This is a genomic window from Microbacterium sp. T32 (assembly GCF_001619615.1).
Taxonomy (GTDB): domain Bacteria; phylum Actinomycetota; class Actinomycetes; order Actinomycetales; family Microbacteriaceae; genus Microbacterium.
Genome location: NZ_LQQP01000012.1, coordinates 289,788 through 312,847, shown reverse-complemented (window position 1 = coordinate 312,847; position 23,060 = coordinate 289,788). Strand labels below are relative to the sequence as shown.

Sequence of the window (23,060 nt, the reverse complement as noted above, 5' to 3'; positions counted from 1 at the left end):
ACAACACACACCCACATGAATCAACACAGTCGCAGACGGACGGATGCCACGCCGCCGACCGTCCGGGAGGAGCGCAGAAACAGCGGTCTCGAGGACCAGCCGGTGTCGCGACAGCGTCGAGCGACCGCACACCGCCGACGGCGGTGTCAGGGTGCTTCCGCGACCAGCGTCAGGGCGCGACGACCGAGATCGTGAAGGCGCTCGTCGTGCCGTCCGGTCCGGTCAACGTCGCCTTCGTCGTGCCGAGTTTGCGCGCGATGAAGCCGGGGCGGAAGGTCGCCCCCTCGTCGGAGCCGCCGGCCGAGAACTCGGCGATCGTGGGGTCGTCGGTGGTTCCCCGCCACTGGTCCTCGGTACCGTCCGGAACGGTGACCGAGAGCGCCGTCCCGATGACGACGGCAACGTTCTTGCCGCTCAGATCGCCCGGGGACATCATGGTCGGCGGCAGCGCCTGCGGGCTCGCCGACGGGTTCGCAACGCTTGAGGGAGCGACCACCGGCGGCGGCGTCTCGTCCGCGGTCGAGCAGCCGGCGGTGACGAGTGCGACCGCGACGAGGGCGACCACGGCGGAAGACCAACGGACCACGGAACACCCTTCGCAACGGCTGACGCACCGGATGCTACCGCGATGGCATCCCGTGTTCCCTGAACGCCGCGGCCGGGCGGTGGAGGCGGATCACTGCCCGATGTTGTACGCCAGACTGAGCGTCCCGTCGCTCGCGGTGACCTGCGCGGTGATGCTCATGCCGCCGTACGTCACCGTCGGGAGGGACAGCGTGGATGCCGTCCCCTCGCTCCGAGCGGCGTCTCCCACTTGCTCGCGCAGAGCGTCGAGCTGGGCCTGCGACCATCCCCACTGCGCCGCGCGCGAACCGAGCTCCGACGAGATGCTCGTCCAGGACCCGCTCGCCGCAGGAATCACCTGCACACGCGTCACGATGTCGTCCGACGTGGTGAGCTCGAAGCGCGACACTCCGTTGAACTCGAGGGAAGACGCATCGCCACGGACCTCCAGCGAAATCGGCACGAGCGTGTCGATCGGGGTCTGCCCCGCGGTCGGAAGCCCGAGTTCGCTGGCGGAGGCGGACGCGGTCACGTCGACCGTCGCGTGGCCCTGGCGGTTCAGAAAGTCGAGACCCGCCTGATCGAACCGGGACTGGCCGTCGGGCAGCTGCTGGTCGGCCGAGGCGACGGGCGCCTCCTCCGTCCACCACGAGTTCGCCATCGCGACGGCACCGAAGCCGAGCACGAGGCAGATGACCGCGGCGATGGACAGCGTGACCCACGTGAGCACACGGTCCTTGCGCGCTGCGCGCGCGGCCGGTGACGGGCGACGGAGCGGGGGAACGGTGGAGGTCATAGCTCCTGCCTAGCACCGGCCCTGCTTTCCCGCACCCCCTCCCTCGCCGATTCGGAGGCGCTACGGAGGTTCGTGCGGGAGCCGGCATCCGGATGCCGATGTCCTTGCGTTGCGCGCGAGAGAAGGTCGAACGACCGGCGCGCGCGAGGATGGCAGGGTGACGCGAACGCAGGAGAGCAGCGCCCACTGGGGAACCTTCCAGGTCAAGGTGTCGGAAGACGGCCGCACGGTCGTGGAGACCCGACCGTACGCCGACGACCCGGATGCCGCGCCGGCGATCGCCGGGGTGGCCGAAGGGCAGCACCACCCGTCGCGGGTCACGCGCCCGGCCGTCCGGCGTCGGTGGCTCGAGAACGGTCCGGGACCCGACCCGCGCCGGGGCGACGTCGACGACGAATAAACCTGGGGCCGCAGATAGCATGAAGGACACGTCCGCAGCCGGAGGTCGTGCTGAAGCGAACGCCGATGAGACGCCGAACGAAGAAGACCAGAGCGCGGAAACGAAGAAGGGCGAGAAGGGGTAGACCCGAACGGTGCAGCGGCCGAGCCATCTCGATCCGTGAGCCCCCCTCGTGGCATGCAGCGAGAGGCTCATTTGGGATACCTACCTCGATGGATTTCCCGCTTGCCCACCCTTCGCCAGAGGCGGGCGCGGCGGCAGAGAAAAGCTCCGGAACAGAGCCCGTACGACCTGATCTGAACCACGACAGCGAGATGGACGGTGCGGAGAGTCACACGTCGGTAACGCACCGTCGCTACGGTTGCGGTGGGCGGTGAGAGAGCTCCCGCTCGCCGTCGGCCGCGGTTCTCCCCCAGCTACCGCGGCAGACGGCTCCAGCTCCTCGGCGCAACCCCCGGCGACGACGTCTGCCGCTCTGCAGGCCAGTCAACGGAGAGAGGCGCTGTTTCTCGGCGCGACGACGCGGCTCGAATCGCGCGGCCTATCGGTTGCTGATCTGGATCGTGAGGGTGGTCGAGTATCCGCTGCTCGTTACATGGATGCTGGCCTCGCCCGGAAGCGCATCCGCGGGCAGGGCTACCGTTGCGGCGAACAATCCGCCCTGGATCGGTGCGGTGCCGACAGGCTGTTGGTCTCCCCCTTGGGAGAAACTCAGGTCGACGCTTGTCCAGGGAGAGGGCGTGGGGTCGTTCGGGGTATCGGCGCAGGTTGCCCAATCGGTGCCCTCGATGGTCACCGTACTGCCGGGTTCAGCTGTTGTGCGTGAGAGGGTGATCTGCGGTTGAGCGCAGGCCTGCTCAGCGCTCGTTCCTGGCTCGGGCGCGTTGTCTGTGGTGCTTGAGCATCCCGTCAGGAGCAGGAGGATGGCGATGCCACCGCCTAGGACCTTACTTGCCGTGCTTGACATAGATAGCTGCCAGATCGCCGGCGCCGAGGCTGCGGGAGGCGGCGTTGCACGGGTCGACACTGGGGCTCATCGTGAGGTCACTTCCTCCGTACTCCGTGGCGTGGTTGAGGCCGAGCACATGACCGAGTTCGTGCGTGACAACCGATCGCAGATCGAACTTCTGGCCGGTGCAGCCGGTGGTCGAGGTCACCCAACTCCGGTCGGAGGTGTCGAAGCGAACATCCGATTGCACGGGAACTCCTCCAGAGGACCAGGTGCAGGCGAGCCCGAGCACGTTTCCCGAGAGCGAACCGAAGTCGATCACGCTGCGGCTGTCCGCGACAGCGCACGTGCTGTCGCCGTTGATGTTGGCATCGTACGTCCAGTTGCCGTAGCTGATCGATCCTGGGACGTTGAGGCTTCGGGTCAGTCCACAGGAGTTGGTGCCCTTCTTCCATACGTTCAACGAGGCGACCATCATCGATTCGAACGTTGCCTTCGACACGTTTCCAGGCAGTCGCTCGTTGCTGTTGAGGTAGAGGGTGCCCGGTCGCCAGGTGCCGGAGGACAAGCGGTACGAGTAGTCGTTACACCGGGAGTACGCGGCAGCAGCGGCGGTGGCCGATGTTGCAGCCTGCTCGCTGAGTTCCTCGAACGAGCCGTCCGGCAGGATCATGCCGTATTCCGTCTCGGGCTCTGTCGTTGAGACCGCCACCTCACCGGCTTCGTTGACATCGACCTCGAGGTAGGACGCATCGCCGTCTGCAACTTCGCCGACGGCCGTCACGGTCATTCCTGCCTCGGGTACCACCACCCCGACACCGTCAGCTTCGACGGTCACGCCCACGACATCGCACGTGTCCAGGTCAATACCGTCGACAGCGTCAGGATTGACGATCACGGTCGACGGATCGGGCGCGGAACACAGCGGCGCCTCGGCTGGCGCGTCATCCTCAGCGTGAGCGGACACGACCCCCGTCGCAAGGAGCGCTGCGGACAACATCAGGACGGCGAAGGGCTTGAATACGGGCGCACGCATGGGAGTCTGCTTTCGTCGCAGGGACTCGGAAGTGATGCGCCGCCATTGAATCTGCTATGAGTTCCCGACCGATAGTGCCGAGGTGGAAGGTTAAGCCCGTGTTCATCCCCTCTACGTCGCACCGCCTCGAACCGGTGCTCTTCGAGAGTGACGACGACGAGTCCCACTCCCGGGACTTCGGCGCCCGGCCAACTGTATCGGCAGGCGCCGAACAGCGCACGTCGCGATCTCATCACGGCCTTCTTCACTCGGCTATGGGTCGACGTTGACGAAGATGTCGACATTCAGCCTGAGCGCAACGAGGCCAACCTGGCCGTTCGGCACGCACTCCCCCAGCGAGAAGTCACGCAAACCAAAACCTCCTCCGGCGTAGCCGCCGAAGGAGGTAGAACGGCTTCCGAGCGGTTCGCTCGTCCGCCTGGTTCGAATAAGAACTATGTGGCTGGGGTACCTGGACTCGAACCAAGAACAACGGAACCAGAAACCGCCGTGTTGCCAATTACACCATACCCCAAGGCGCTGAACCGAAGTTCGTGCCGAGGATCAAGCTTACGTGACACCGGGCCGAGCGCCAAACCGGCGCCCGCCCGCGCGCGTCGCGACGACTCGTATGCCCCTTCCCGCATGCTTCGGTGTCCAGAACACGCGGATGCCGAGGCATGGCATCCGCGTGTCTTGGACACTCAGATGGCGTGGATCGACGCACGTGTGCTGCGGCTCTGCGCACGGTCAGAGGCCGGCACGCCTGCCGAAGGTGCGCCGCGTTCGGTGAGCCGTCAGGCAGGCGGAAGGCGGAGGTTCGGTGTCCAGAACACGCGGATGCCAAAGCTTGGCATCCGCGTGTCTTGGACACTCAACGGGGTAAGCGGAGCCCGGATTCCGTCCGGAGCGTGTCGACATCGCGACGCCGCCGGTGCGCCCGCCGCCCGCTCAGCCCAGGTGCTGCACCAGGGCGTCGAGGCGGCGGAGAGTCTCGGCCTTGCCGAGCAGCTCCATCGACTCGAACAGCGGCGGCGACACGCGACGGCCCGTCAGGGCGACACGCGGCGGACCGTAGGCCACCCGCGGCTTGAGGCCGAGTTCGTCGACGAGAGCAGCGGACAGCGCCTCCTGGACCGCGGCGGCGGTGAACTCCGTCTCGGGAACGAGCTCGAGCGCGCCGACCGACGCGACGAGCACCTCGGCAGCGTTCGCGGGCAGACCCTTCAGCGCGTCCTCCGCGTACGACACCTCGTCGACGAAGAGGAAGCCGAGCATCCCGGGGACCTCGCCGAGCAGCTGCACGCGCTCTTGCACGAGGGGTGCGGCCGCAGCGATGATCGCGCGGTGCTCCTCGGACGGTTCCTCGGCCACGTACCCGGCCGCAGCGAGGTAGGGCACGATCCGGGCCGCGAAGTCGTCGGCATCCAGCATCCGGATGTGGTCGCCGTTGATGGCCTCGGCCTTCTTCTGGTCGAAGCGCGCCGGGTTCGGGTTGACGTCGGCGATGTCGAACGCCGCGATCATCTCGTCGAGCGAGAAGACGTCGCGGTCGCTCGAGAGCGACCAGCCGAGGAGCGACAGGTAGTTGAGCAGGCCCTCGTGGATGAAGCCCTTCTCGCGCTGCAGGAACAGGTCGGCCTGCGGGTCGCGCTTCGAGAGCTTCTTGTTGCCCGTCTCGCCGAGCACCAGCGGCATGTGACCGAAGCGCGGGATGAACGTCGTCACACCGGCATCCACCAGCGCCGAGTACAGCGCCAGCTGCCGTGCCGTCGACGGCATGAGGTCTTCGCCGCGGATGACGTGGGTGATGCCCATGAGGGCGTCGTCGACGGGGTTCACGAAGGGGTAGAGCGGCACGCCGCCCGCCCGCACGAGCACGAAATCGGGGAACGAGCCCGCCGGGAAGGTGACCTCACCGCGGATGAGATCGACATAGCTCAGGTCGTGATCGGGAACGCGCAGGCGCCAGGCGGGCTGACGCCCCTCGGCGCGGAACGCCGCCTTCTGCTCGTCGGTCAGGTCGCGGTCGTAGTTGTCGTAGCCCAGCTGCTTGGCGCGGCCGTTGGCCTCGTTGCGCGCGTCGATCTCCTCGGCCGTCGAGTAGCTCTCGTACACGGCGCCGGCGGCGATGAGCTTGTCGAGCACCTCGCGGTAGATCTCGTGACGCTGCGACTGCCGGTACGGCGCGTGCGGACCGCCGACCTCGACGCCCTCGTCCCAGTCGATGTTCATCCACCGCAGGGCTTCGAGAAGCTGCTGGTAGCTCTCCTCGCTGTCGCGCGCGGCATCCGTGTCTTCGATGCGGAAGACGAGCTTGCCGCCGTTGTGACGGGCGTACGCCCAGTTGAACAGGACGGTGCGGATGAGACCGACGTGCGGCAGCCCCGTGGGTGAGGGGCAGAAGCGGACGCGGACGTCGGCGGCGGCGGCGGTCGTGGTGCGGGGATCGGGGGTGGCAGACACCCCCCGATCCTACTCGGCGGCGCCGACGCGACCCGGGCGCGGAGACGTCGGGTGGGGATGATCCGCGAGCACCTCGTCGACGATGTGGAGAGCCGCCCCGACGGCCGGCACGCGCTCGGCCCCGCGGGCCGTGACGACGTGCAACGTGCGCGCCTCGGCCGCGGGGAGGCGCGGCACCGCGATTCCCGCGACGAGCGGGAGGGATGCCACGGCCATCCCCGGCAGAATGGCGACGCCGACGCCCTGGGCGACGAGGTTCTCGACGGCGACGTAGTTGTCGGTCTCGAACGCGATGTCGGGCGTGAACCCGGCGCGACCGCACGCCTCGAGGAGGTGGCCGCGGCACTGCGGACAGCCCGCGATCCACCGCTCGCCCGCCAGTCGTGACAGGTCGACGGGATCGCTGTCCGCGACAGGATGGTCCGCGGGGACGACGACCACCGTGTCATCGCCGCCGACGGTGCGCACGGTCAGCCCCGTCGCGGCGGACTCCCGCTGCTCGCGCCGGTCGCCCGGGAAGCTGTAGATCAGGGCGATGTCGGCCCGGTCCTCGCGGACGGCGGCGATCGCCTCGGGCGGCTCCGCCTCGACGAAGCTCAACGCGACGCCCGGCCGTCGGGCGGTGAGCGCCGCGATCACGCGCGGGACGACCGTCGAGGATGCCGAGGGGAACGCGGCGATCCGCACCCGGCCGGCGCGCATGCCCCGCAGTTCCGCGAGGTCACCGGCGGCCGCGTCCAGCGCGGTGGTCACCGCGGCCGCGTGCCGCGCCAGCACCCATCCGGCCTCGGTCAGCCGCACCCCGCGCCCCACGCGTTCCACGATCGGGAGGCCCGACCGCCGCTCCAGCCGCCGCAGCTGCTGACTCACCGCGGGCTGACTGTATCGGAGCGCTCGGGCGGCGGCCGTTATGGAGCCCGTGTCGGCGATCGCCTTCACGACGCGAAGGGCGTGCGCGTCGAGCCCGTCGTCGTGCAGCGCGTCAGTCATGCGGATACATAACCACTGCGGATGCTTTTCATGCAATACCTCCCGTAGTGCAATGGTCGGTCGCCACGTCACCCTGGACGCATGACCCTCGCCGCACACTTCGCCGGCGGCCGCGACTACCTCGCCGCCTGCACGCTCGGACTTCCGCCGCGCGCCACGGTCGCGGCCGTGACCGCGGACCTCGAGGCCGCGGCATCCGGTCGTCCCGACGTCGGGGCCGCCACACGCGCGGTCGAGGACGCCCGGCGCTCGTACGCGCGACTCGTCAGCGCTCCCGTGTCGCGCGTCGCGATCGCCGCGCAGACCTCGGTCGCCGTCTCGCTCATCGCCGCGGCGGTCCCCGATGGTGCCGAGGTGCTGTGCGCTGAGGGCGACTTCGCGTCACTCGTGGCCCCGTTCGCGCACGCGGGACGGGGCGTCCGTCTAAGGTCCGTTCCGCTGGGGCGCCTCGCCGACGAGATCACCGTTGACACCTGGCTCGTCGCGTTCTCGCTCGTGCAGTCCGCGACCGGCGAGGTCGCCGACGCCACCGCCATCGCCGCCGCCGCGGCGCGGACCGGCACCCGCACGCTGTGCGACCTGACCCAGGCCGCCGGATGGTTGCCCGTGGATGCCACTCTCTTCGACGCCACGGTCTGCCACGCGTACAAGTGGCTGTGCGCGCCGCGCGGGGTCGCGTTCCTCACGCTCTCCCCCTCCCTCGTCGGCGAGCTGCGGCCGGTGCAGGCCGGGTGGTACTCCGGAGAGGACCCATGGGCGTCCTGCTACGGCACCACTGCCCCGCTCGCCGCCGATGCCCGGCGGTTCGACGTCTCGCCCGCGTGGCAGGCCTTCGTCGGCGCCGCCCCCGCGCTCGCGCTCTTCGCGTCCACCGACCGGGCCGAGATCCACGCGCACGCGACCGGACTCGCGGCACGCTTCCGCGCCGGCCTGGACCTGGCCGAGCCCGAACGCCCTTCGGCGATCGTCACGTGGCCGGATGCCGACGCGTGCGCGCTCGCGCGACTCACGGCATCCGGGATCATCGCCTCGGGACGCGCCGGTCGCGCGCGCGTCGCCTTCCACGTCTTCAACGACGAGGACGACGTCGATCGGGCGCTTTCCGCTCTGCGCAGCGCGCCGGTCACGCTCGCCGTCTGACCCACAGCGCGCCGAGGCACACCGCCGCGACCGGGACGAAAGCCCAGAGCGCGAGCCCGCCGTATCCCGCGCCGTTCAGGATGAGCCCGGCGAGCACCGAGCCCACCGCCGCGCACGCCGTCATCAGCGTGTCGCTGCGACCCTGTCGCCTTGGGCGGGCCTCGACCGGCGTCGCCTCGGTGAGCAGCGCCGACCCCGCGACGGTCGCAGCGCTCCAGCCGAGGCCGAGCAGGACCAGCGCCACGAGCACGCCGGCCTGCGACCACGAGAGCGTCGCGGCGACCGCCAACGCGGCCGCGAGCAGCACCTGCCCGAGGAACACGACCGGAATGCGCCCGATGCGGTCGGCCAGGATGCCGAACACCGGCGACAGACCGTACATCCCGAAGACGTGCAGCGCGATCGTGACGCCCACCGCGAGGGTCACGGCATCCGGAGCGACGATGTGCGACAGATGCACGGGCGTCATCGCCATCACGGATGCCATGGTCACGTGCGACGCGGCGACTGCGAACATGGCGTAACGGGCCAGGGCGGGCCGGTCGGTGACCGCGTCGGCGACGGACGCCGCAGCGTTCTCGCGGTCGCGCCGCTGTGCCAGGAGCAGCGGGTCGGGACGCAGCACGAGGACGTACAGCGCGAGGGCGCACGCTTGGGCCGCGAACGAGAACAGGTAGGCGCCGGTGAGACGTGGCATCCCGATGCTCGCACCCAGAACCTCGCCGGGCGCAAGGAGGAGCGGGCCGACGACGCCGCCGACGGTGGTCGCCCAGACGACCGTCGCGAGGTCGCGCCCGCGCCGAGCCGTGCTCGCGAGGTCGGTCGCGGCGAAACGCGCCTGCAGCGTGCCCGCGTTTCCCGCGCCGATGAGGGCGATCCCCACGAGCAGCAGGGGGAACAGCCGGAGTGCCGCCGCCGCGATGACGACGGAGATCCCGGCCAACGCCAGGACGTTGCCCGTGCTGAGCGCGAAGCGACGACCGCGCCGGGACGCCAGTCGCGCAAGCGGGATCGCGGTGAGGGCGGCGCCGAGGGTCACGGACGCGGTCGCGAAGCCGGAGAGCGCCTCCTGCCCCGAGAGATCGGCGGCGAGGAGCGCGCCGAGCGAGAGCGTCGACCCGAACGCCACACCGGCGAGCACCTGCCCGGCCGCGAGGACGCGAACCGTGCGGCGCTGGACGAGCGCGACGTCGACCGCCGCGCCCGCCTCGATGTCAGGCATCGCGCACGGTGTTGCGCAGCACTCCGATTCCGCTGACCTCGACCTCGACGGTGTCGCCGGCCTCGAACGGGCCGATGCCGGCCGGCGTGCCGGTGAGGATCAGGTCGCCGGGAAGCAGCGTGAACACCGCCGACGCGTAGGCGATGAGGTCGGGGACCTTGTGGATCATGTCCGACATCGGGCCGTTCTGTCGCACCTCGCCGTTGACGCGAGTGGTGATGATCGCGGCATCCGTGTCGAGCTCGGTCTCGATGACCGGGCCGACGGGGCAGAACGTATCGAAGCCCTTCGCGCGGGTCCACTGACCGTCACGGCTCTGCAGGTCGCGGGCCGTCACGTCGTTGGCGACCGTGTATCCGAAGATGTAGTCGGCGGCGCGCTCGGCCGGGACGTTCTTCGCGATGCGGCCGATCACGACGGCGACTTCACCCTCGTAGTCGGTGCGCGAGCTGAGCGCGGTCGGACGAACGATGACGTCGTCGGGGCCGATCACGGACGTGTTCGGCTTGAGGAACATCAGTGGTTCGGCGGGCGCCTCGCCGCCCATCTCGGCGGCGTGGTCGTGGTAGTTCTTGCCGATGCACACGACCTTCGAGCGCGGGATGACGGGCGCGAGAAGCGTCACCTCGGACAGCGGGATCCGCTCCCCCGTCGTCTCGAATCCGGCGAACAGCGGATCGCCCGCGAGGACGACCAGTTCGGCGTCGTCGACGATGCCGTAGCGGAGGGTTTCCTGGTAGCTGAACCGAGCGATCTTCACCGTTCCACCCTATCCGGGGGCTCCGACACGGCATCCGGGGTTCTGCTCCGTCGCGAAGACGACGGAGGGGCCCCCGCGTGGGGACCCCTCCGAGTGCGACGGGATCAGGCGTCGAGGCGGTACAGCCAGCCGTGCTTGTCCTCGGCGCGGCCGTACTGGATGTCGGTGAGCTCCTGCCGCAACTCGAGGGCGAGCGTGCCGGAGGGCTGCTCGTCGATGAAGTCCTTGCCCTTGAGCGTGCCGATCGGGGTGACGACGGCGGCGGTGCCGCACGCGAACACCTCGACGATGTCTCCGGATGCCACGCCCTCACGCCACTCGGTGAGAGAGACGTTGCGGCCGACCACGTGGTGGCCGCGGTCACGGGCGAGCTGCAGGAGCGAGTCGCGCGTGATGCCCTCGAGAATCGAGTCGGACTGCGGAGTGACGATCGCGCCGTCCTTGTAGACGAACACGATGTTCATGCCACCGAGCTCTTCGATGTTGCGGTCCTGGTCGAGGAACACGACCTGGTCGCACTCGTTCTCGTACGCCTCGGACTGCGGCAGCAGGCTCGCGGCGTAGTTGCCACCGGTCTTCGCCGCGCCCGTGCCGCCCTTGCCGGCGCGCGAGTAGTCCTCGCTCAGCCAGATCGACACCGGCTGTACGCCGCCCTTGAAGTACGCGCCCGCGGGGCTCGCGATGAGGTAGTACGCGACCTTGTGCGCGGGGCGGACGCCGAGGAACGCCTCCTTCGCGAACATGAAGGGACGCAGGTAGAGGCTCTGGTCGTCGCCCGAGGGCACCCACGCACCGTCGACCGCGATGAGCTCGCGCAGCGACTGCAGGAAGTAGGGGACCGGCAGCTCGGGCAGCGCGAGACGGCGGGCCGAGCGCTGGAGGCGTCGACCGTTCTGGTCGGGGCGGAAGGTGTGGACCGACCCGTCGGCGTGACGGTACGCCTTGATGCCCTCGAAGATCTCCTGACCGTAGTGCAGGACGGCCGCGGCGGGATCGAGCGAGATCGGGCCGTACGGCGAGACACGGGGACGGTGCCAGCCGCCGCGAATCGACCAGCAGACGTCGACCATGTGGTCGGTGAAGTGCTGCCCGAAGCCCGGGTTGGCGAGGATCTCGTCGCGCTGAGCGGGGCTCTTCGCGGCGAGGTTGCGGGTGACGGCGAACTCGAGCGGGTCGAGTCCGGTGTCGGGGTCGGTGTCGATGGTCGTCATGGTCTCTTTCACACGGTGTCGGGGAGCGCGGGCGGCGCGGGCCGATCGGTCCAGGTTACGCCCGGACGCGGTCGGCGATCGCGTCGCCGATCTGCGCGGTGCTGCGCGGCGTGGCGTCCCGGGCGGCGATGTCGTCTTCCACCGCGCGGGTGACGCGGGCGGACTCGCTCTCGAGCCCGAGATGGTCGAGCAGGAGGGCGACCGAGAGGATCGCGGCCGTGGGATCGGCCTTCAGGGTGCCCGCGATGTCGGGCGCCGATCCGTGGACGGGCTCGAACATCGAGGGGAACGCGCCGTCGGGGTTGATGTTGCCCGAAGCGGCGAGGCCGATGCCACCGGTGACGGCGCCGGCCAAGTCGGTCAAGATGTCGCCGAAGAGGTTGTCGGTGACGATCACATCGAAGCGGCTGGGGTTCGTGACCAGGAAGATCGTGGCCGCGTCGACGTGCAGGTAGTCTACGTCGACCTCGGGGTGCTCCGTCGCCACCGCGTCGACGATGCGCTTCCACATGCCGCCGGCGTGCACGAGGACGTTGGTCTTGTGCACGAGCGTCAGCTTCCGGCGCCGACGCTCCGCCAGGTCGAACGCGTAGCGGACGACGCGCTCGATGCCGAAGGCGGTGTTGACCGACGTCTCGTTGGCGACCTCGTGGGGCGTGCCGCGCCGGATCGACCCGCCGTTGCCGACGTACGGCCCCTCGGTGCCCTCGCGGACCACGACGAAGTCGATGTCGCCGGGGTTCGCGAGCGGACCGGTCGCCCCCGGGTAGAGCTTCGACGGCCGCAGGTTGACGTAGTGGTCGAGCTCGAAACGCAGCTTGAGCAGGAGGCCCCGCTCGATGTTCGCGTCCTTCAGGCGCGGATCACCGGGCACTCCCCCGACCGCGCCGAGAAGGATCGCGTCGTGCTCGGCGATCGCGGCGAGGTCGGCGTCGGTGAGGGTGTCGCCGGTCTCGAGGTACCGTGCGGCGCCGAGCGAGAACGGCGTCTTCTCGAACGTGACGCCGGAGTCGGCGGTGACGGCGTCGAGAACCTTCACGGCCTCGCTGACGACCTCGGGACCGATGCCGTCACCGGGGATGACGGCCAGTTTCACGACGCGCGACATCGCACTCCTCAGCGCTCAGGGCACATCACTTCGTCGATGCGCCGCGGGATCCTCCCAGGGTAGTGGCAGCGATGAGCGCCGCCACGACGATGAGCCCCGCGCCGATGAGCGCAGTGACCACGACGCCCGAGTCGAACGCCTGCGCCGCGGCAAGCCTCAGCGCCTCCCTCAGCGCTGCGTCGTCGAGGGTGTGCGACACCGCGACGGCTCCGGCAAGGGTCTCACGGGCCGCGTCGGCCGCGGCATCCGGGAGACCCGCCGGCAGCACGAGCTGCGCGCGGTAGAACGCGGCCAGGATGCCACCCAGTACCGCCGTGCCGAGCACCGCGCCCACCTCGTACGCCGTCTCGGACACGGCGCTCGCGGCACCGGCTTTGGCGGGTGGCGCACTGGAGAGGATCAGCTCGTTCGACACGGTCTCGGCGGCGCCGATGCCGATGCCCAGCAGACCGAACGCCACGATGAGCAGCAGGAGGTCGGCGGTCGAGAAAGCGACGAGGACGTACGCCACGACGGAGAACGCCAGCGCGGCGGGAACCACGCGGCGCGGCGCGAACCGCTGCGCGACGGGAACGATTGCCAGCCCCGCGACGATCATCAGCACGAGACCGGGCAGCAGCGCGAAGCCCGCGACCATCGGCGTGAGGCCCACCACGAGCTGCAGGTGCTGCGCGACGAAGTACAGGAACCCGACGAGACCGACCACGCTCAACAGGTTGACGAGGATCGCCCCGGAGAACGTCCCTCGCCGAAACAGGGACATGTCGAGCATCGGCGTGGGCAGAGCGCGCTGGCGCCGCACGAACAACCAGCCGAACACCACGCCCGTCACGAACAGCGCGAGCGTCACCAGCGTCGGGCCGTCGACCGCGAGCTTCTTGATGCCGTAGACGATCGGCACCATGGTCGCGAGCGAGAGCAGCACGCTGAGCGGGTCGAAACGCCCCGGCGCGGGGTCGCGGCTCTCAGGCACGAAGAACGGCGCGAGGATGAGCAGCGGAACCAGCACGGGCACGGCCATGAGGAACACCGAGCCCCACGTGAAGTGCTCGAGCAGGAACCCGCCCACGATCGGGCCGAGGGCCGCACCGGCCGAGAAGCCCGACGCCCACACGGCGATCGCGAGCCGCCGCTCGTCGCGGTCGCGGAAGATGCTCCGCAGCAGCGACAGCGTGGACGGCATGAGCATCGCCCCGAACACGCCCATCAGGGCGCGACCGGCGATGAGCAGCGCGGCGGTGGGGGCGAACGCCGAGAGCGCGGAGACCGCGGCGAATCCGGTGGCGCCGATCAGCAGCAAGCGCCGACGCCCGAACCGGTCGCCGAGCGTGCCCATCGTCACGAGGAGACCGGCGAGGACGAGCGGGTAGACGTCGATGATCCAGAGCTGCTCGATGCTCGAGGGCTGCAGCGACAGCGCGATCTCGGGCAGCGCGAAGCTCAGCACCGTGTTGTCGACCGAGACGAGCAGCACCGGCAGCATGAGCACGGCCAGCGCGAACCACCCGCGCCAACCGGCGCGAGGAGCGTTGATCTCTTGAGTGGGCAACGACGAGGTGAGCATTCTTCCGATTCCGTTTCTTAACCGTCCAGCCGGTATAGTAACAGAATCGACACGCCCCCGCCAGTACGATCGAGAGGCCATGAGCAGACCACCCCTCGCCCGCGAAGCCGTCCTCGACGCCTTCACGCGCATCCTCGTGGACGACGGCGAGCGTGCCGCCACCATGGATGCCACGGCTCGCGCCGCGGGGGTGAGCAAGGGCGGTCTGCTCTACCACTTCAACTCGAAGAGCGCTCTCGAAGAGGCTCTCGTCGCTCGGCTCGAGACTCTAGCGCAACGGGATGTCGAGGAGATCGAGAACTCGAGCGAAGGTGTCGTGGCCGCGCACCTGCGGTCCTCGCAGAACACCGGTTCGCCGCTCGACGTCACGATCCTCGCGGTGTCGAGATTGGCCCAGAACGGGAATGACGCGGCATCGGCGAGTCTGCGTCGCGTGCGCGAGCTCTGGGAGGACAGCCTCCGCCCCCACACGCGCGACGAGACGGCCCTGCAGATGGTGCTCCTCGTGAGCGACGGCCTGTACTTCAACGCGGTGCTGGACCTGAACGCGCTGCCCGGGCCGACCCTCGAGGGACCAGAGCTCGACGCCCTCATCGCGGCGGTCGTCGCCGCGACGACCTGAGATCAGCGCGCGGAACGACGTCCGATCCGGACGATTCCGGATGCCTCCGCGGCAACGCCCAGCAGGAGCACGCCCGCACCCACCACCTCGGGGAGCGCCCACCCCTGACCGCGCGCGGCATCGGCCACGCCGACGATGAGCAGGGAGGATCCCGACGCGACCAGCGCCAAGCGCGCGATGAGCGATGAGGTCATGCGTCGATGATGGAAAGCCACCCCCTCCATCGGGGCGTATCGCGCCCGATTCCACCATTCGCCGCACGTTCTTCACCCGAGCGCGCGGACCAACGGAAGGAGGGGGCCGCTTTCGCGACCCCCTCCCCGCACGCAGCCGGACTCGTCAGCTCTCGACGATCTCGATCTGGCGGAACAGGTCGGCGTTCACGGCCTGACGCATGGCATCCAGGATTCCATCGGGCACGGGCGAATCGACCGTGAGGACCGAGAGCGCGCGGCCCGTGGCATCCGGCCGGGCGACCTGGAGACCGGCGATGTTGATCCCCGCGTCGCCGAGCTTCTGACCGTAGATCGCGACGATGCCGGGGCGGTCGGCGTAGCGCATGACGATGTGGTGGCTCTCGATCGGGACCTCGATCTCGTAGCCGTTGATTCCGACGACCTTGGGCACCATGCGGGTGCCGGCGAGGGTTCCGGCGACTTCGAGCGTCGAACCGTCCGCGAGGGTCCCTCGCAGGATCGTGATGTTCCGGTACAGCGGGCTGTCGGACTCGACGATGAGGCGCGTCTCGACGCCGCGCTGCTCGGCGAACAGCGGCGCGTTGACGTACGACACCGTCTCGCTGACGATGCGGCTGAAGATGCCCTTGAGCGCGGCGAGGCGGTAGACGCTCACGTCGTACTCGGCGAGCTCGCCGCGGACCTCGATGTCGAGGCTCGACAGCGCGCTGTCGGCGAGACCGCTGAAGAACTGGCCGAGCATCTCGACGAGCGCGATGCCGGGGCGGACGAACGGGTCGATCGCGCCGCCGGCGACGTTCACGGCATCCGGGACGAGGTCGCCCTCGAGCGCGAGCTTGACCGAGCGGGCGACCGAGACCCCGGCCTTCTCCTGCGCCTCGTCGGTGCTCGCACCAAGGTGCGGCGTGACGACGACGTTCGGGAGGTCGAGGAGCTTGCGGGCCGGGCCGTCCTCGGCGGGCGGCTCGGTCGAGAAGACGTCGAGGCCCGCGCCGGCGATCTCGCCCGACGTGAGCGCCTCGTACAGGGCGTCCTCGTTGATCAGGCCGCCGCGCGCGACGTTGATCACGAACGCGGACTTCTTCATGCGGCGGAGCTGCTCCGTGCCGATCATGCCGGTGGTCTCGGGCGTCTTCGGCATGTGGATCGTGACGAAGTCGCTCTGCTCGAGCAGTTCGTCCAGCGACACCAGCTGCACGCCGAGCTGCTGCGCACGCGTGGCCGTGACATAGGGGTCGTATGCGATGACGCGCATGTCGAACGCCTGCAGGCGGGCGGCGATCAGCGCGCCGATGCGGCCGAGGCCGATGATGCCAATGGTCTTCTCGAAGAGCTCGGTGCCCGTGAACGAGCTGCGCTTCCACAGGCCCTGCGCGAGCGACGCGTGCGCCGCGGGGATGTGGCGCGCGAGGCTCAGAACGTGCCCGACCGTGAGTTCGGCCGCCGAGATGATGTTCGACGTCGGCGCGTTGACGACCATGACGCCGGCCGCGGTCGCCGACTTGATGTCGACGTTGTCGAGGCCGACACCCGCACGCGCCACGACCTTCAGGACCGGCGCCGCCGAGATGGCCTCGGCGTCGATCTTGGTGGCCGATCGCACGAGGACCGCGTGCGCGTCGGCCAGAGCCGAGAGCAGCGCGGGGCGGTCGGTTCCGTCGACGTGGCGCACGTCGAAGTCGGGACCGAGCGCGTCGATGGTGGCGGGTGAGAGTTCTTCGGCGATGAGCACGACGGGCTTCGTCACGGATGCGTCCTTCGAAACGGTGCTGGGGAGCAGCACGCACCACCGCGCATCGCCGGCGCGAACCGGGCGCGCGACCCGTGCGGGCCGTCTGCCAGCCTAGCGCCGCACGTCGCGCGCGCCGGACCGTGTGACGGTGCGGCAGCGGCTCGCGCGGAGCGCTCAGCCGCCGTAGAGCCCGTACGACGTCGCGCCGTAGCCGACGATCGCGAGCCAGAACGCCGCCGAGAGCGTGAGTCCGGCCAACAGCGCGAGGGCGAACTCCCCCGCGCGACGGCGGGCGCCGATCGCGAACGCGATCCCGAACGCCACGAGCGGGAACACGATCGGCAGGATGTACACGAACCAGCCGAGACCGTTGAGCCCGAGGGCCCCGTTCGCCTGCTGGATCAGCAGCGCGACCGAGCTCCACACGACGAAGGCGTAGAACAGGCCGAAGATTCCGGCGATCGTGACGACCAGCCACGTCGGCAGGGAACGGGTGCGCGCGACGGTGCTCATGCGGAGACCCCCAGCGACAGGAACGGCCACGGGACGAGCAACAGGATGCCGAGGATCAGCAGCAGGAACCTCTGCCACGTACGCCAGCCGCGGGTCAGGGCGAGCACGGCGACGAACCAGACCAGGGGCGCCAGCGCCGCACCGATCGTGAGCGCGAGCACCGTGACATCGGGGATGGGAAGGCCGAGCCCGCGCAGGCGGAATCCGGCGATCAACCAGCCGACCGCGAAGAGCACGAACGTCGCCGCCACCATGCCGATGCCCACGAGTCCGACGTTGCCGAGCGGTGCCGAGTGGATGGCATCCTCGTCCTTATCCGAAGCGACAGGGCGCGCCTCGACCTTCGGCGCGGGCGTTCGCGACGTACCCGCCTCGCGCGTCGGGGCGTCCGCCTTCGGCGCGGGTGCACGAACCGAACCGGCCTCGCGGGGAGGCATCTCCGAAGGCTCGCGCTCGACAGAGCGCTTGTCACCGACGTCGAGCGTCGGATCGTCGTCACCGCCCCAGGAGAGGGCGTCGTCGTCGCGCGGTGTGCTCACGCGTCCACGGTAGCGCCGGCCGCCGACACCGCGGCGACGCCCCGCCGGAACGGCGAACGCCCCGGGACCGAGACGGTTCCGGGGCGTTCACGATGGAGATCAGCGCGCGGCAGAGCCCTCGACGTAGTCGCTGTCCTGCTGCTTCCAGGCGAACAGACCGCGGAGCTCCTTGCCGGTGGCCTCGATCGGGTGACCCTGCTCCTTCTCGCGGAGCGCGAGGAACTCGGGGGCGCCGTTGTCCTGGTCGGCGATGAAGCGCTGCGCGAATGCACCCGACTGGATGTCGGCGAGAACGGCCTTCATGTTCTCCTTGACCTCGGGCGAGATCACGCGGGGGCCGGAGACGTAGTCGCCGTACTCGGCGGTGTCGGAGATCGACCAGCGCTGCTTGGCGATGCCGCCCTCCCACATGAGGTCGACGATGAGCTTGAGCTCGTGCAGCACCTCGAAGTATGCGATCTCGGGCTGGTAGCCGGCCTCGGTCAGCGTCTCGAAGCCGTACTGGACGAGGTGGCTCATGCCACCGCACAGCACGGACTGCTCACCGAACAGGTCGGTCTCGGTCTCTTCGGTGAAGGTCGTCTTGATGACGCCGGCCCGGGTGCCGCCGATGGCCTTCGCGTACGACAGGGCGGTGTCCCAGGCCGAGCCCGAGGCGTCGCGCTCGACGGCGATGATGTCCGGGATGCCACGGCCGGCGACGTACTCGCGACGGACGGTGTGGCCCGGCGCCTTGGGGGCGACGAGGATCACGTCGACACCCTCGGGGGCGTCGATGTAGCCGAAGCGGATGTTGAAGCCGTGCGCGAAGGCGAGCGTCTTGCCCTCGGTGAGCTTGTCCTTGATGGAGTCGGCGTAGATCGAGCGCTGGTGCTGGTCGGGCGCCAGGATCATGATCAGGTCGGCCCACTCGGTCGCGTCGGCGACGTTCTTGACCTCGAAGCCGTCCTCCTGCGCCTTGGCCGTGGACTTGGAGCCGTCCTTGAGGGCGATGACGACCTCGACGCCCGAGTCGCGGAGGTTCTGCGCGTGCGCGTGACCCTGCGAGCCGTAGCCGACGATCGCGACCTTCTTGCCCTGGATGATCGAGAGGTCGGCGTCGTCGTCGTAGAAGATCTCTGCCATGGGGATGCTTTCTCCTTGAATACAGGTCCCGCGACGGGACCGGGGGTGTGTGGAAGAGGTGGGAAGTTTCAGCCGCGCAGGACGCGCTCGGTGATGCTCTTGCCGCCGCGGCCGACGGCGAGGAGCCCCGACTGCGCGAGCTCCTTCACCCCGAACGGCTCGATGGCCTTGAGGAAGGCGCCGACCTTGCCCGAGTCACCGGTGATCTCGATGACGAGGGCGTCGGGCGCGTAGTCGACCACCGACGCGCGGAAGAGGTTCACGACCTCGAGCACGTGCGAACGGCTGGCGTTGTCGGCGCGGACCTTCACGAGCACGTGCTCGCGCTGCACCGAGCTGGCCGGGTCGAGCTCGACGATCTTGATGACGTTGATGAGCTTGTTCAGCTGCTTCGTCACCTGCTCGAGGGGCAGACCCTCGACGTCGACGACCACCGTGATGCGGGACAGGCCCGGCACCTCGGTGACGCCCACGGCGAGCGATTCGATGTTGAACCCGCGACGGGCGAACAGGCCCGCAACGCGGGTGAGCAGACCGGGCTTGTCCTCGACGAGGAGACTCAGAACGTGACGAGACATCTCAGTCCTCCTGTTCGGCGAAGGCGGGCGAGTGGTCGCGGGCGTACTGGACGTAGCTGTTGCTGACGCCCTGCGGGACCATCGGCCACACCATGGCATCCGCGCTCACGACGAAGTCGATCACCACGGGACGGTCGTTGGTGTCGAGCGCGAGCTGGATGGCCGCGTCGATCTCGTCTTCATTCTCGACCCGGATCGCGAGGCACCCGTACGCCTCGGCGAGCTTGACGAAGTCCGGGATGCGACGCGTCCCGTGCCCCGTGTTCAGGTCGGTGTTGGAGTGGCGACCGTCGAAGAACAGCGTCTGCCACTGGCGCACCATGCCCAGCGACGAGTTGTTGATGATCGCGACCTTGATCGGGATGTCGTTGATGACGCAAGTGGCGAGCTCTTGGTTGGTCATCTGGAAGCAGCCGTCACCGTCGATCGCCCACACCACGCGGTCGGGTTCGGCGACCTTGGCCCCCATCGCGGCGGGAACCGAGTAGCCCATGGTGCCGGCGCCGCCGGAGTTCAGCCACGCGTTGGGGCGCTCGTACTTGATGAACTGCGCCGCCCACATCTGGTGCTGGCCGACGCCCGCGGCGTAGATCGCCTCGGGTCCGGTCATCTCGCCGATGCGCTGGATCACGTGCTGCGGCGACAGCAGGCCGTCGGTGGTGGGCGTGTACCCGAGGGGGAACTCCTCGCGGAGGCCGTTGAGGAAGGTCCACCACTCCGAGTAGTCGACCTCGGTCTCGGATGCCGCCTGTCGGAAGGCGGCATCCAGGTCGACGAGGACCTCCTTGAGGTCTCCCACGATCGGAACGTCCGCGGTACGGATCTTGGAGATCTCGGCCGGGTCGATGTCGACGTGCACGACCTGCGCGTTCGGGGCGAACAGCGACGCCTTTCCCGTCACGCGGTCGTCGAAGCGCGCACCCAGCGACACGATGAGGTCGCTGTCCTGGAGGGCCAAGACGGCGGGCACCGTGCCGTGCATGCCGGGCATGCCGAGGTGCTGGTCATGCGAGTCGGGGAACGCCCCGCGCGCCATGAGCGTCGTCACCAGCGGAGCACCGGTTGCCTCGGCGAACGTCTTGAGCTCGGCCGACGCCTGCGCGCGGATGACACCGCCGCCGACGTACAGCACCGGCTTCTTCGCGTGGGCGATGAGCTGGGCCGCGGCCTGGATCTGCTTGCCGTGCGCCTTCGTCACGGGACGGTAGCCGGGCAGGTCGATCTTCGGCGGCCAGACGAACGGCGCCGAGTTCTGCTGCGCGTCCTTGGTGATGTCCACGAGCACGGGGCCGGGACGACCGGTGGACGCGATCTCGAACGCGGCGGCGATCGCGCCGGGGATCTCCTCCGCGGTCTTCACCAGGAAGGAGTGCTTCGTGATCGGCATCGTGATGCCGACGATGTCGGCCTCCTGGAAGGCATCCGTTCCCATGAGGGTCGAGAAGACCTGACCGGTGATGCACACGAGCGGCACCGAGTCCATGTAGGCGTCGGCGATCGCGGTGACGAGGTTCGTGGCGCCGGGGCCGGAGGTCGCGATCGCGACCCCGACACGACCCGACGCCGCAGCGTAACCCTCTGCCGCGTGGCCGGCGCCCTGCTCGTGGCGCACGAGGATGTGGCGGACGTTCTCGTCATCCATGAGCGGGTCGTAGACGGGCATGATCGCGCCGCCCGGCAGACCGAACACGTCGGTGACGCCGAGCAGGTCGAGCGAACGGACGACCGCCTGGGCGCCCGTGAGCACGGGCGCCGGAGCGGTGCGAGCGGGGGGCCGGGGAACGGCCGTGGCGGATTCGGCGGACATGGTGGTACCTCGGAACCAGGTGGGGGTGAAAGGGGGACGGCCGTCAGCCCGTAACCGCGCCCTCCGCAGCGGAGTGCACGAGCTTCGAGTACTTGGCCAGAACGCCACGGGTATAGCGCGGGGGAAGCGGTTCCCAGCCTTCGCGGCGGGAACTCAGCTCGGCGTCATCGACGATCAAGTCGAGAGTGCGAGCGGCGATATCGACCCGTATCAGATCACCATCGCGCACGAAGGCGATAGGACCTGCGTCCACCGCTTCGGGAGCTATGTGGCCGATGCAGAGGCCGGTTGTGCCGCCTGAGAATCGACCGTCCGTCAAGAGTAGTACATCTTTTCCGAGCCCCGCGCCCTTGATGGCGGCGGTGATCGCCAGCATCTCGCGCATGCCCGGGCCGCCCTTGGGGCCCTCGTAGCGGATGACGATGACGTCGCCGGCGTTGATGTCGCCGGCCTCGAGGGCGTCCATGGCCGCGCGCTCGCGTTCGAACACGCGGGCCGGGCCTTCGAACACGTCGGCGTCGAAGCCGGCCGACTTGACGACCGCGCCCTCGGGGGCGAGCGAGCCGTGCAGGATCGTGATGCCGCCGGTGGCGTGGATCGGGTCGTCGAAACGGTGGATGACTTTGCCGTCCACCGGGTCGGGGTTCAGGTCGGCGAGGTTCTCGGCCAGCGTCTTGCCCGTGACGGTGAGTGCGTCGCCGTGCAGGAGGCCCTCGTCGAGCATTGCCTTCATGATGACCGGGATGCCGCCGTGACGGTCGACGTCGTTCATGACGTACTTGCCGAAGGGCTTCATGTCGGCGACGTGAGGAACTTTGTCGCCGATCCGGTTGAAGTCGTGCAGCGACAGCTCGACCTCGGCCTCGCTCGCGATCGCGAGAAGGTGCAGGACGACGTTCGTCGAGCCGCCCAGCGCCATGGCCAGGGCGATGGCGTTCTCGAACGCCTCCTTGGCGAGGATGTCGCGCGTCGTGATGCCCTGACGCAGCAGGTTCACCACGGCCTCGCCCGAGCGGTGGGCGAAGTAGTCACGGCGGCGGTCGGCCGACGGCGGGGCGGCGGAGCCGGGGAGGCTGAGACCCAGGGCCTCGGCGACCGAGGCCATCGTGTTGGCGGTGTACATGCCACCGCACGCACCCTCACCCGGGGCGATCGCGCACTCGATGCGCTTGAGGTCGGCCTCGCTCATCTTGCCCGCGAGGCACGCGCCCACGGCCTCGAACGAGTCGATGATCGTGACGTCCTTCTCGGTGCCGTCGCTGAGCTTGACCCAGCCCGGCGCGATCGAGCCGGCGTAGAGGAAGACGCTGGAGAGGTCGAGACGAGCGGATGCCATCAGCATGCCCGGGATCGACTTGTCGCAGCCGGCGAGGAGCACGGACCCGTCGAGGCGCTCGGCCATCATGACGGTCTCGACCGAGTCGGCGATGACCTCGCGAGAGACGAGCGAGAAGTGCATGCCCTCGTGGCCCATCGAGATGCCGTCCGAGACGGAGATGGTGCCGAACTGCAGCGGGTAACCGCCACCGGCGTGCACGCCCTCCTTCGCGCCCTGCGCGAGGCGGTCCAGGCTCAGGTTGCAGGGCGTGATCTCGTTCCAGCTCGACGCGATGCCGATCTGGGGCTTGTCCCAGTCCTCATCGCCCATGCCGACAGCACGGAGCATTCCTCGGGACGTGGTGGCTTCGATGCCATCCGTGACGACGCGGCTGCGGGGCTTGATATCGAACTCACCGGTGTTCGGATTCTGCGGTGCGGGCAT

At 69.2% G+C, this 23,060-nt stretch carries 21 protein-coding genes and 1 tRNA gene; 3 read left to right on the top strand and 19 right to left on the bottom strand.

Annotation, left to right across the window (positions count from 1 at the left end; genetic code table 11):
- Nucleotides 1-169: 169 nt before the first annotated feature.
- Nucleotides 170-586, bottom strand: a complete 417-nt coding sequence (locus tag AVW09_RS07730; protein ID WP_156496013.1) for a hypothetical protein — start codon at nucleotides 584-586, stop codon at nucleotides 170-172.
- Between the two features lie 90 nt (nucleotides 587-676).
- Entirely contained in the window at nucleotides 677-1,360 is a 684-nt protein-coding gene (locus AVW09_RS07725; protein ID WP_063257507.1) for a hypothetical protein, read from the bottom strand.
- A gap of 157 nt (nucleotides 1,361-1,517) precedes the next feature.
- Between AVW09_RS07725 and AVW09_RS07720 the strand changes: the two genes are divergently transcribed.
- On the top strand, nucleotides 1,518-1,760 hold the full coding sequence (locus AVW09_RS07720; protein ID WP_063257506.1) for a hypothetical protein: 243 nt from the start codon (nucleotides 1,518-1,520) through the stop codon (nucleotides 1,758-1,760).
- Nucleotides 1,761-2,707: 947 nt separating this feature from the next.
- On the opposite strand, the gene AVW09_RS07715 is transcribed toward AVW09_RS07720, so the two are convergent.
- From AVW09_RS07715 to AVW09_RS07700, 4 genes are all read right to left on the bottom strand, one after another.
- A complete protein-coding gene (locus AVW09_RS07715; protein ID WP_063257505.1) occupies nucleotides 2,708-3,745 on the bottom strand; it encodes a matrixin family metalloprotease in 1,038 nt (345 codons plus the stop codon).
- 439 nt (nucleotides 3,746-4,184) lie between these two features.
- Nucleotides 4,185-4,259 (bottom strand) — tRNA-Gln (locus tag AVW09_RS07710).
- Between the two features lie 416 nt (nucleotides 4,260-4,675).
- The gene (gene gltX, locus AVW09_RS07705; protein WP_063257504.1) at nucleotides 4,676-6,190 is read right to left on the bottom strand and encodes a glutamate--tRNA ligase; all 1,515 of its coding nucleotides are present in this window, start codon (nucleotides 6,188-6,190) and stop codon (nucleotides 4,676-4,678) included.
- Nucleotides 6,191-6,199: 9 nt separating this feature from the next.
- Complete coding sequence (locus AVW09_RS07700; protein ID WP_063257503.1) at nucleotides 6,200-7,180, bottom strand: LysR family transcriptional regulator; 981 nt, start codon at nucleotides 7,178-7,180, stop codon at nucleotides 6,200-6,202.
- An 81-nt stretch (nucleotides 7,181-7,261) separates the two neighbouring features.
- Between AVW09_RS07700 and AVW09_RS07695 the strand changes: the two genes are divergently transcribed.
- Entirely contained in the window at nucleotides 7,262-8,320 is a 1,059-nt protein-coding gene (locus AVW09_RS07695) for an aminotransferase class V-fold PLP-dependent enzyme (protein WP_063257502.1), read from the top strand.
- Here the strand turns inward: AVW09_RS07695 and AVW09_RS07690 are convergent.
- From AVW09_RS07690 to AVW09_RS07670, 5 genes are all read right to left on the bottom strand, one after another.
- Nucleotides 8,304-9,542 (bottom strand): MFS transporter, encoded by a 1,239-nt coding sequence (locus AVW09_RS07690; RefSeq protein ID WP_063257501.1) that lies wholly within the window; start codon nucleotides 9,540-9,542, stop codon nucleotides 8,304-8,306. The genes AVW09_RS07695 and AVW09_RS07690 overlap by 17 nt on opposite strands.
- Nucleotides 9,535-10,302: a fumarylacetoacetate hydrolase family protein gene (locus AVW09_RS07685; protein ID WP_063257500.1), complete on the bottom strand. Its 768-nt coding sequence runs from the start codon at nucleotides 10,300-10,302 to the stop codon at nucleotides 9,535-9,537. Before AVW09_RS07685 ends, AVW09_RS07690 begins: the two co-directional genes overlap by 8 nt.
- Before the next feature lie 104 nt (nucleotides 10,303-10,406).
- Nucleotides 10,407-11,513 carry a branched-chain amino acid aminotransferase gene (locus tag AVW09_RS07680; protein WP_063257499.1) on the bottom strand — a complete coding sequence of 369 codons (1,107 nt, stop codon included), beginning with the start codon at nucleotides 11,511-11,513 and terminating at the stop codon, nucleotides 10,407-10,409.
- A gap of 55 nt (nucleotides 11,514-11,568) precedes the next feature.
- Nucleotides 11,569-12,621 (bottom strand): 3-isopropylmalate dehydrogenase, encoded by a 1,053-nt coding sequence (locus AVW09_RS07675; RefSeq protein WP_063257498.1) that lies wholly within the window; start codon nucleotides 12,619-12,621, stop codon nucleotides 11,569-11,571.
- 25 nt (nucleotides 12,622-12,646) lie between these two features.
- Nucleotides 12,647-14,185, bottom strand: coding sequence for an MFS transporter (locus tag AVW09_RS07670; protein WP_063257497.1), 1,539 nt, complete (start codon nucleotides 14,183-14,185; stop codon nucleotides 12,647-12,649).
- A gap of 79 nt (nucleotides 14,186-14,264) precedes the next feature.
- Between AVW09_RS07670 and AVW09_RS07665 the strand changes: the two genes are divergently transcribed.
- Nucleotides 14,265-14,807 carry a TetR/AcrR family transcriptional regulator gene (locus tag AVW09_RS07665; RefSeq protein ID WP_063257496.1) on the top strand — a complete coding sequence of 181 codons (543 nt, stop codon included), beginning with the start codon at nucleotides 14,265-14,267 and terminating at the stop codon, nucleotides 14,805-14,807.
- A 2-nt stretch (nucleotides 14,808-14,809) separates the two neighbouring features.
- Here the strand turns inward: AVW09_RS07665 and AVW09_RS07660 are convergent, their stop codons facing one another.
- From AVW09_RS07660 to ilvD, 8 genes are all read right to left on the bottom strand, one after another.
- Nucleotides 14,810-15,001, bottom strand: coding sequence for a hypothetical protein (locus AVW09_RS07660; protein WP_063257495.1), 192 nt, complete (start codon nucleotides 14,999-15,001; stop codon nucleotides 14,810-14,812).
- A 145-nt stretch (nucleotides 15,002-15,146) separates the two neighbouring features.
- Nucleotides 15,147-16,751 carry a phosphoglycerate dehydrogenase gene (gene serA, locus AVW09_RS07655; RefSeq protein ID WP_063257732.1) on the bottom strand — a complete coding sequence of 535 codons (1,605 nt, stop codon included), beginning with the start codon at nucleotides 16,749-16,751 and terminating at the stop codon, nucleotides 15,147-15,149.
- 159 nt (nucleotides 16,752-16,910) lie between these two features.
- Nucleotides 16,911-17,249, bottom strand: coding sequence for a hypothetical protein (locus tag AVW09_RS07650; protein WP_063257494.1), 339 nt, complete (start codon nucleotides 17,247-17,249; stop codon nucleotides 16,911-16,913).
- The gene (locus tag AVW09_RS07645) at nucleotides 17,246-17,788 is read right to left on the bottom strand and encodes a hypothetical protein (protein WP_063257493.1); all 543 of its coding nucleotides are present in this window, start codon (nucleotides 17,786-17,788) and stop codon (nucleotides 17,246-17,248) included. The genes AVW09_RS07650 and AVW09_RS07645 overlap by 4 nt, the downstream gene beginning before the upstream one ends.
- Nucleotides 17,789-17,887: 99 nt before the next feature.
- Nucleotides 17,888-18,913, bottom strand: a complete 1,026-nt coding sequence (gene ilvC, locus AVW09_RS07640; RefSeq protein ID WP_063257492.1) for a ketol-acid reductoisomerase — start codon at nucleotides 18,911-18,913, stop codon at nucleotides 17,888-17,890.
- 68 nt (nucleotides 18,914-18,981) lie between these two features.
- Complete coding sequence (ilvN, locus tag AVW09_RS07635; RefSeq protein WP_022879503.1) at nucleotides 18,982-19,491, bottom strand: acetolactate synthase small subunit; 510 nt, start codon at nucleotides 19,489-19,491, stop codon at nucleotides 18,982-18,984.
- Nucleotide 19,492: 1 nt separating this feature from the next.
- A complete protein-coding gene (locus tag AVW09_RS07630; RefSeq protein WP_063257491.1) occupies nucleotides 19,493-21,298 on the bottom strand; it encodes an acetolactate synthase large subunit in 1,806 nt (601 codons plus the stop codon).
- 43 nt (nucleotides 21,299-21,341) lie between these two features.
- Nucleotides 21,342-23,060, bottom strand: coding sequence for a dihydroxy-acid dehydratase (gene ilvD, locus AVW09_RS07625; RefSeq protein WP_063257490.1), 1,719 nt, complete (start codon nucleotides 23,058-23,060; stop codon nucleotides 21,342-21,344).

What these genes read in the sequence shown, in the direction of transcription:
- AVW09_RS07675 (WP_063257498.1), bottom strand. Translation starts at nt 12,621, where the DNA reads ATGTCGCGCGTCGTGAAACTGGCCGTCATCCCCGGTGACGGCATCGGT.
- AVW09_RS07630 (WP_063257491.1), bottom strand. Translation starts at nt 21,298, where the DNA reads ATGTCCGCCGAATCCGCCACGGCCGTTCCCCGGCCCCCCGCTCGCACC.
- AVW09_RS07670 (WP_063257497.1), bottom strand. Translation starts at nt 14,185, where the DNA reads ATGCTCACCTCGTCGTTGCCCACTCAAGAGATCAACGCTCCTCGCGCC.
- AVW09_RS07660 (WP_063257495.1), bottom strand. Translation starts at nt 15,001, where the DNA reads ATGACCTCATCGCTCATCGCGCGCTTGGCGCTGGTCGCGTCGGGATCC.
- ilvD (WP_063257490.1), bottom strand. Translation starts at nt 23,060, where the DNA reads ATGCCCGCACCGCAGAATCCGAACACCGGTGAGTTCGATATCAAGCCC.
- AVW09_RS07715 (WP_063257505.1), bottom strand. Translation starts at nt 3,745, where the DNA reads ATGCGTGCGCCCGTATTCAAGCCCTTCGCCGTCCTGATGTTGTCCGCA.
- AVW09_RS07690 (WP_063257501.1), bottom strand. Translation starts at nt 9,542, where the DNA reads ATGCCTGACATCGAGGCGGGCGCGGCGGTCGACGTCGCGCTCGTCCAG.
- AVW09_RS07700 (WP_063257503.1), bottom strand. Translation starts at nt 7,180, where the DNA reads ATGACTGACGCGCTGCACGACGACGGGCTCGACGCGCACGCCCTTCGC.
- ilvC (WP_063257492.1), bottom strand. Translation starts at nt 18,913, where the DNA reads ATGGCAGAGATCTTCTACGACGACGACGCCGACCTCTCGATCATCCAG.
- ilvN (WP_022879503.1), bottom strand. Translation starts at nt 19,491, where the DNA reads ATGTCTCGTCACGTTCTGAGTCTCCTCGTCGAGGACAAGCCCGGTCTG.
- AVW09_RS07695 (WP_063257502.1), top strand. Translation starts at nt 7,262, where the DNA reads ATGACCCTCGCCGCACACTTCGCCGGCGGCCGCGACTACCTCGCCGCC.
- AVW09_RS07680 (WP_063257499.1), bottom strand. Translation starts at nt 11,513, where the DNA reads ATGACGACCATCGACACCGACCCCGACACCGGACTCGACCCGCTCGAG.
- AVW09_RS07665 (WP_063257496.1), top strand. Translation starts at nt 14,265, where the DNA reads ATGAGCAGACCACCCCTCGCCCGCGAAGCCGTCCTCGACGCCTTCACG.
- AVW09_RS07725 (WP_063257507.1), bottom strand. Translation starts at nt 1,360, where the DNA reads ATGACCTCCACCGTTCCCCCGCTCCGTCGCCCGTCACCGGCCGCGCGC.
- AVW09_RS07650 (WP_063257494.1), bottom strand. Translation starts at nt 17,249, where the DNA reads ATGAGCACCGTCGCGCGCACCCGTTCCCTGCCGACGTGGCTGGTCGTC.